Here is an 8178-nt window from a genome sequence, read left to right as displayed (position 1 = left end):
TCGCGAAAGCGTCGTGTCAGGCACTGAAAAGGTGACTGACAGACCGCATTCGCGAGCAAGCCCGCTCCCACATTTTGCTCAGTGTTGTGTCAAAAAACTTTTCGATCTGCTTGACGATTTCCTGCCAATAGGTTTTGATTGCCTTCGTTATCTTTCGAAACGAAACTTATCATCACCATGTCGAAACGAAATACACCCCAACGGCGCCACAACATTCTGACCCTGCTCAATGAACAGGGCGAAGTCAGCGTGGACGAGTTGGCCAAACGTTTCGAAACTTCGGAAGTGACCATCCGCAAAGACCTTGCCGCCCTTGAAAGCAATGGCCTGCTGCTGCGCCGTTATGGTGGCGCGATCACCATGCCCCAGGAACTGGTCGGCGACGCTGCCCAGCCGATCTCGGCCTACAAGCGCGCCATTGCCCGTGCGGCCGTCATGCGCTTGCGTGAACACGCGCGCATCATCATCGACAGTGGCAGCACCACCGCCGCCATGATTCCCCAGTTGGGGCCCCAGCCCGGCCTGGTGGTGATGACCAACTCCCTGCACGTGGCCCGCGCCCTTAGCGAGTTGGAACATGAGCCGGTGCTGTTGATGACCGGCGGCACCTGGGACCCGCATTCGGATTCCTTCCAGGGCCAGGTCGCCGAACAAGTGCTGCGTTCCTACGATTTTGATCAGTTGTTTATCGGAGCCGATGGCATCGATCTGGAACGTGGCACCACCACTTTCAACGAACTGCTGGGCCTGAGCCGTGTCATGGCCGACGTCGCCCGAGAAGTGGTGGTGATGGTCGAATCCGACAAGATCGGCCGCAAGATCCCCAACCTGGAACTGCCCTGGAGCAGCGTCCATACCCTTATTACCGATGATCGCCTGCCGCTTGAGGCCCGCGACCAGATCCAAGCCCGCGGCATTACGCTGATATGCGCGGCAATCATCTAGGAGATACACCATGTGTGGAATTGTAGGCGCAGTCGCTGAACGCAACGTCACCGCCATCCTGCTTGAAGGTCTCAAGCGCTTGGAATACCGCGGCTATGACAGCGCCGGTGTAGCCGTATTTACCAACGCCGGTAAGCTCGAGCGCATGCGCCGCCCAGGCAAAGTCAGCGAGCTGGAACAAGCTTTGCTCGGCGAGCCGCTGGTGGGCCGTCTGGGTATCGCCCACACCCGTTGGGCCACCCACGGTGCGCCGTGCGAACGTAACGCTCACCCGCACTTCTCCGGCGACCTGGCTGTGGTGCACAACGGCATCATCGAAAACCACGAAGTGCTGCGCGAACAGCTCAAAGGCTTGGGCTACGTGTTCACCTCGGACACCGACACCGAAGTCATCGCTCATCTGCTCAACCACAAGCTCAAGGACCTTGGCGACCTGACCGTCGCCCTCAAGGCCACCGTCAAGGAACTGCACGGCGCCTACGGCCTGGCCGTGGTCTGCGCCAGCCAACCCGACCGCGTGGTGGCCGCGCGCAGTGGCAGCCCGTTGGTGATTGGCCTGGGCCTGGGCGAAAACTTCCTCGCCTCCGACCAACTGGCCCTGCGCCAGGTCACCGACCGCTTCATGTACCTGGAAGAAGGCGATATCGCCGACATTCGCCGTGAAAGCGTGCAGATCTGGGACGTCAACGGCGTGCCGGTCGAGCGCGAAGCCGTGCAATACCGCGACGGTGCCGAGGCCGCTGATAAAGGCGAATTCCGCCACTTCATGCTCAAGGAAATCCACGAGCAACCATCCGTGGTGCAGCGCACCCTGGAAGGCCGCCTGAGCCACAACCAAGTGCTGGTCAACGCCTTCGGCCCACAAGCCGCTGAGCTGTTCGCCAAAGTGCGCAATGTGCAGATCGTCGCCTGCGGCACCAGCTACCACGCCGGTATGGTTGCCCGTTACTGGCTCGAAGAACTGGCCGGCATCCCGTGCCAGGTCGAAGTTGCCAGCGAGTTCCGCTACCGCAAGGTGGTGGTGCAGCCCGACACCCTGTTCGTGACCATCTCCCAGTCCGGCGAAACGGCCGACACCCTGGCCGCGCTGCGTAATGCCAAAGAACTCGGCTTCCTTGGCAGCCTGGCGATCTGCAACGTCAGCATCAGCTCACTGGTGCGCGAGTCCGACCTGACCCTGCTGACCCAGGCCGGTCGCGAAATCGGCGTGGCGTCCACCAAAGCCTTTACCACCCAACTTGTTGGCCTGTTGCTGCTGACCCTGTCCCTGGGCCAGGTGCGCGGCACCCTCGCCGAAGGCGTCGAAGCCACCCTGGTCGAAGAACTGCGCCGCCTGCCGACCCGCCTGGGCGAAGCCCTGGCCATGGACAGCACCGTGGAAAAAGTCGCCGAACTGTTCGCCGACAAGAACCACACCCTGTTCCTCGGCCGTGGCGCGCAATACCCGGTGGCGATGGAAGGCTCGCTCAAACTCAAGGAAATCTCGTACATCCACGCCGAAGCCTACCCGGCCGGCGAGCTCAAGCACGGCCCATTGGCCCTGGTGGATGACGACATGCCGGTTGTCACCGTCGCGCCGAACAACGAACTGCTGGAAAAGCTCAAGTCCAACCTGCAGGAAGTGCGTGCCCGTGGTGGCCAACTCATCGTGTTCGCCGACGAAAAAGCCGGCATGACCAACGGCGAAGGCACTCACGTCATCAACATGCCGCACATCCACGACACCCTGTCGCCGATCCTCTACACCATCCCGTTGCAGCTGCTGTCGTACTACGTTGCTGTGCTTAAGGGCACTGACGTTGACCAGCCGCGTAACCTGGCGAAATCGGTGACGGTGGAGTAACAGGCCATACCCTGGAGGCCCTCGGGTCTCCAGGTTGCTGTCGAAATGGACCTCGTCATACGAAAGGATTCGGTTTTGAAGCAAACTCCTTTTTCAACGATCCGTGAGCGTTTGAACAATCGCAGGTTCGCTGTCGCCAACAACACTCACGGGCTTTCTGGTTCCGACACGCTATTTCACTACCTGGTCGAGGGTGATGCTATTACCGGCACTTACCAAGGCGGCCGAATCCACTTGGGGCAGCAGGTCGGGCGTGTGACAGGCGAGGATTCCATCGAGCTTCTGTTCCAGTGCCTGACCACGCAAGGAGAGCTCCTGGCCGGCTGGTCCCGTGGCACTGTCGGCATCGACGACGTCGAGCGTACTACGCTGGACTTCGAGTGGGGCTGGCTGTCGGGTGCGACCGGCGGCGGCAAATCCAGCTATGTCGAACTCACAGCATCAGAACTCCGGTAGCCGGGGTTTTTCTGCACGCAATGTGAACGTAGCTGAACCTTGACGAAATAAATCCGTACTTCCAGGTGTTCCCTTTGGGATAGAGCGCTAAGGCGCGAGTGGTACTAGCCCCCTGGAAAACGATCATGCTGACCTGTTTCGAACCCGCTGAAGCCCAGTCTCCTTCGCAGACGCCTTTGCACGCACTGTTCCATCACGCCGCCGAGCGGCCCAACGCCGTTGCCCTGATTGCCGACGGTGACATCTGGTCCTATCACCGCCTGGCCACTGAAGTGGTGCGCCTGAGCGATGGGCTCAAGCGGGCGGGCATCGAGCCGGGTGATCGGGTTGTCATGCTGGTGCGCACCTCGCCGCTGTACGCGGTTTTCCTGTTTGCCGCGATGATGAGCGGGGCGATCATGGTGCCGCTCAAGTGTGAATTCACCGCCCGTGAACTGGATGAGTTTCTGGGGTGGCTGCGGCCGAAATTGTTTATCCATGAGGCGGACCTGCAACCGGTTGTTTCACAGATAGACAACACGTTACTTGAGCGTACGCGCACTTTTACCAGCACCCATTGGCATGCGCTGTTGGGCGAAGGCAGCCGCCAGCAGGCGAAAGTACCGGCCGACATCGACTCCACGTGCCTGTTGCTGGCAACGTCCGGCACCACCGGCATGCCCAAACTGGTGGCCTATAACCAGCGGGCGATTTCCCACGTTATCGGTGCATTGAGCACGTGGAAGCTGGATGCGGATGCCTGCACCATCGGCAGCACGCCGGTGGCCCATGTCTCCGGTTCGTTTATGTTGTTGGCGACGGTTATCCGTGGCTGTCAGGAGGTCATGCTCAGTCGCTTCGACGCCGACCAACTGCTCGATGCTATCGAGCAAGAAGGTGGCACTACGGTGTTTATCGCGCCGTTTATCTGCCAACCGCTGGTGGACGCCCAGCGCAAGCGTGCGCGCGACCTCAGCTCGTTGCGGGTGTGCGGCATCGGTGGCGACGCGTGCCGACCCGCCGTTGCCGAAACCTTCCAAAGCACCTTCGACGTGCGACTGAGTAATGCCTATGGCTTGACGGAATGCCTGGGCAGCACGGCCTTCGGTTCGGCCTGGGACACCCTGAAGCTGGTGCCGGGCCGCGCACGCCTGGTGGGTGCCGACGGTATCGAAGTGACCCCAGGCACAGTGGGCGAACTGCAAGTGCGCGGCCCCAACCTCAGCCTCGGCTACTGGACCGGCCCCGGCGACATCATCAGCCATAGCCCCAAAGGCTGGTTCGCATCTGGCGACCTGATGCGCCAGGAACCCGGCGGCGAATACCGATTTGTCGGACGCTGCAAGGACCAGATCGTCTGCTTTACCGACAAGATTTCACCGGTGGAAGTGGAAAACCAGCTGATCCTGCACCCGGCGGTCGCAGATGCGGCGGTGGCAGGTGCGCCGGATTGCGAAGCGGGTCAGCGCGTGGTCGTACTGGTCAAGCTGGCGCCCGATGCAGCGGGCACCTCGGCGGATGACATTCTCGCCTGGCTGCGCACCCGCCTGGCACCGTTCAAGTTGCCTCAGCGGATCGTGCTGAGTGACGTCATCCCGCGCAATGCGTTGGGCAAGGTGGTGCGTAATGAGGTAATACGTATGGCATTGAATGCAGATTTTTCCTAGATTTAAAAGTCGGAAAAAATATCGGAAAAATAAATCTGAATATCGGTGTTAAAACCGGGATAAGCCCAGATAATATTGATCATTGTGAAAAAAGATATCGGAAAATAAATCGGAAAAAGGTAACCGTAATGGCGCAGGAATTTATCTCTGGAAACCATTGGCTTGAGCCTATCTGGCCTTCTCCGGGGTTTCCTGCGTCGACAGTGCGTACGGCAGAGTCCCTCGGCTTTCGCGCTGGAAAGCTGACAGGGCTCTTGCCCAGGCAAACGGCCAACCGCATAGGCGGTTTGATGCGGATCACCAGTAGCTATTACAGCAACCTGATCGAGGGCCAGTTTACGGAGCCGGTCACGTTGTCGGCTCGCGTGCCCAGGCGTGACCCAAAGGAGCTGCGAGCTCTCGCCCAAAGTCATATTGGTGTTCAGGAATTGTTAGAGAGAGCCTTGCGACGGCCCCAATCCATGGACGCCCCTTGGGATCTGTTCTTCGCGCCAGAGCTGGTGTCTGTTATTCATCGCCGCCTTTTCCGCGAGGCGAGTGATGAAGATTTGCGCCTGGGTGACGGGCACCTGCTGGTGCCTGGCCAACTGCGTGACGCCGCGCAGCGAAATGTTCTGGTGGGTGACCATGCTGCGCCAGCCTGGGGAGCTGTAACCCCCATGCTCACTCGGCTTCAGCAGGTCTATGGCAGGCAACCTGACCTGACTCCGCGAATCCTTGGCTCGCTGGCTTACCATCATCGCCTTGCTTTCGTGCACCCCTTTGAAGATGGCAATGGCCGGGTTGTACGCATGATGACCCACCTGCAACTGATGCGGCTTGGGCTTGCTTCCCCATTGTGGTCACTGTCCAGAGGGTTGGCGCGTAAGCAGGATGAATACTACGCCCATTTGCGCGCAGCGGATCAGCCTCGCCGAGGCGATCTGGATGGTCGGGGTCAACTCACCCAAGCGGGTTTGTTTGGTTTTGTGGAATTCATGCTGCAGGTTTGCATCGATCAAATGGACTATGTCGAGCAAGCCATGGACCTTGTGTCCTTGCGCCACCGGCTGGAACGGGTTGTCGGGCTTGAGCCGCGATTTATCCAGGCAGGCGTGAAGCAGGAAATGGCCAAAGCGATCCATATCTTGCTGACCCAAGGCGAGATGCTTCGAGCCGACTTCAAGACGTTTTCCGGCCTGCACGACCGAGTCGCCAGTGAGCAACTCAGAAAACTCATTGTTTTGGGGGTTGTTGAAGCCTCTTCAGCAAAATCACGGTCGATTTTTCCGGGACTGCCTGTGTGGTTCGCTCAGACGATCTTTCCCGATTTGCACAGACGTTTCTAGCCTTGAACGACACGCTTGTCGGTTCTGTGCGCTAAGTCCGGGTGCTTCACCGCGCTTTACCCCTAGAATGCCTCCCTGTGGATAACTCAGCCAGGGAACGCCTTCATCATGAACATAGAACTGCTTATCGCCGGTATCGTCGTGCTGATCATTGTCGTCGGCCTGATCGGCTGGATGGTCGGCGTTTACAACGGCCTGGTGATGCGGCGCAACGATGTGGATAAAGCTTTCGCCAACATCGACGTGCTGCTCAAGCAACGGGCCGATCAGATCCCCGACCTGATGCGCGTGGTGCAGACCGCCATGAACCATGAGAACGCGCTGTTCACGCGTTTGAGCGATGCGCGCACTCAATACCTGAACGCCAGCAGTCTCAATGCTAAGGTCGATGCCTCCAACCAACTCAACGCGGCGCTCAAGTCGGTGATTGCGGTGGCGGAGAGTTATCCGGCGCTGATTTCGGGGCCGAACATGGTTGAGTTGCAACAGGCTATCTCGGCTGTGGAGGAGCGCATTGCTGACCGGCGTGAGTTCTTCAACGAGTCGGTAAACCTCTACAACATCGCCATCGCGGTGTTCCCCGACCTGTTCTTTGCGCGGATGCTCAGCTATCAGCGCATTCCGCTGTTGGCCATCAGCGCCGAAGAAACCCGCTACGAAGGCGTGAAGCTTGAGGTGCCGGGGGCATGAAAACCACCCAGGCAGGCGTTGTGGTGAAAAAGCCGAGGTGGAAAACCGCGCTGGCGCTGGTGTTCCTTGCCGGCTTTATCGCCTTGATGGTTTACGCGCCAAACATCCTGATCGCGCTGTTTTTCCCCGTGGGCATTCTGGTCGGTTTGCTGGTCAGCTTCGGCCCCAGTTTCTACAAAACCGAGCAGCGCCTGGCCACCAGTCAGATTCGTTCGCTGGCCATGGGCCTGGTGGAAGTGCGCGGCAAGGTGGTCGCCGACCAGACCATGCTGTCGCCGGTCTACGGCAAGCCGTGCGTGGGTTACGTGTTGATTGTCGAAGAGGGGACCAAAGACAAGGACGGCGATTGGAGTTGGAGCCGGGTGTTGGGTGAGGCGCGCTGTCATGACTTCCGGCTGCAGGACGCCAGCGGTGAGGTCCGCGTGATTGCTGAAGGGATTGACCTGTTTGGCAATAAATCGCCTGTCGAGTATGAGCTGCTGGGCAGTTCCCGCCGCCAGGGTGAAATCCTGTTGGTCCAGGACCTGGACGTGATGCTGATTGGCGACGCCGGTGAGCGAGAAGGCCAAACGGTTATTTCACAGGGCAAACACCCGAAGGCGGTGTTTGGCGTGGCATTGACAGAGGATGTGGAAAACCGCCGAGTGCTGGCGCCTTTATGGCGTGCCGGTGGTTTTTATGGTGCCGTGATAGCGCTGCTCGGGGTGGGCGTCATGGCCATGACGCCTGCGCACTTCGCTCAACTGCATTTGCCCGGCCCCGAGACTTATCCACAGATGGCCGAACGGGGCCCGTTCTATCAGCTGCTTGCTTGGCTATACCGCGAAGGCGGCTTTCAGATTCCGTTCATGGCTGCGTTTGGCTTCTTTTTGACCCTTATCGTCGTCATGATGGCCACGCGGCTGGTCCTGCCCAAAGGTATTCGCCTGGCCGTGGGGCGCGTACTGGGGGCATGGATGGGGTTGGGCATGGTGATTGGCGGCGTTGTGACCCTGCTGCTGTTCGTTGCCCATGTGGATACGATGAAGTTGTTTCTGGTGTGGATGCTGATCCTGCTGGGCACCCTGGTGTTCTCGATCTTCGAGCAGAGAAAGCTCGGCGCGGCGTACAACCATTACGCCAAGCGCGTAGGCAAAGCCAGCTTCGGCGACGAAGACGCCTGATCAGCGAGTCGCACAGCAGATCCCCTGTGGGAGCGGGCTTGCCCGCGAAGACGTCAGCCCAGCCAACAGTAATATTGACTGACCCACCGCTATCGCGGGCAAGCCCA

The 8178-nt window shown here is 59.5% G+C and carries 7 protein-coding genes; all 7 read left to right on the top strand.

The features are described 5' to 3' along the window. Window positions 1-177 precede the first annotated feature (177 nt). Window positions 178-945 (top strand): DeoR/GlpR family DNA-binding transcription regulator, encoded by a 768-nt coding sequence (locus ACTD9P_RS04385; protein WP_138813207.1) that lies wholly within the window; start codon window positions 178-180, stop codon window positions 943-945. A gap of 10 nt (window positions 946-955) precedes the next feature. After that, window positions 956-2788, top strand: a complete 1833-nt coding sequence (gene glmS / locus ACTD9P_RS04380; protein WP_219337502.1) for a glutamine--fructose-6-phosphate transaminase (isomerizing) — start codon at window positions 956-958, stop codon at window positions 2786-2788. Window positions 2789-2833: 45 nt separating this feature from the next. Continuing rightward, a complete protein-coding gene (locus ACTD9P_RS04375; protein ID WP_438866833.1) occupies window positions 2834-3244 on the top strand; it encodes an avidin-fold protein in 411 nt (136 codons plus the stop codon). 125 nt (window positions 3245-3369) lie between these two features. After that, a complete protein-coding gene (locus ACTD9P_RS04370; RefSeq protein WP_438866832.1) occupies window positions 3370-4890 on the top strand; it encodes a class I adenylate-forming enzyme family protein in 1521 nt (506 codons plus the stop codon). Window positions 4891-5018: 128 nt separating this feature from the next. Then, window positions 5019-6218: a Fic family protein gene (locus tag ACTD9P_RS04365; protein ID WP_438866831.1), complete on the top strand. Its 1200-nt coding sequence runs from the start codon at window positions 5019-5021 to the stop codon at window positions 6216-6218. 108 nt (window positions 6219-6326) lie between these two features. Then, entirely contained in the window at window positions 6327-6908 is a 582-nt protein-coding gene (locus ACTD9P_RS04360; protein ID WP_219337499.1) for a LemA family protein, read from the top strand. After that, window positions 6905-8071: a hypothetical protein gene (locus tag ACTD9P_RS04355; protein ID WP_438866830.1), complete on the top strand. Its 1167-nt coding sequence runs from the start codon at window positions 6905-6907 to the stop codon at window positions 8069-8071. The genes ACTD9P_RS04360 and ACTD9P_RS04355 overlap by 4 nt, the downstream gene beginning before the upstream one ends. The last annotated feature ends 107 nt before the right edge of the window (window positions 8072-8178 follow it).

It is taken from the genome of Pseudomonas onubensis (genome assembly GCF_965653655.1).
Classification (GTDB): domain Bacteria; phylum Pseudomonadota; class Gammaproteobacteria; order Pseudomonadales; family Pseudomonadaceae; genus Aquipseudomonas.
This window is presented reverse-complemented; position numbering and strand designations above follow the sequence as displayed.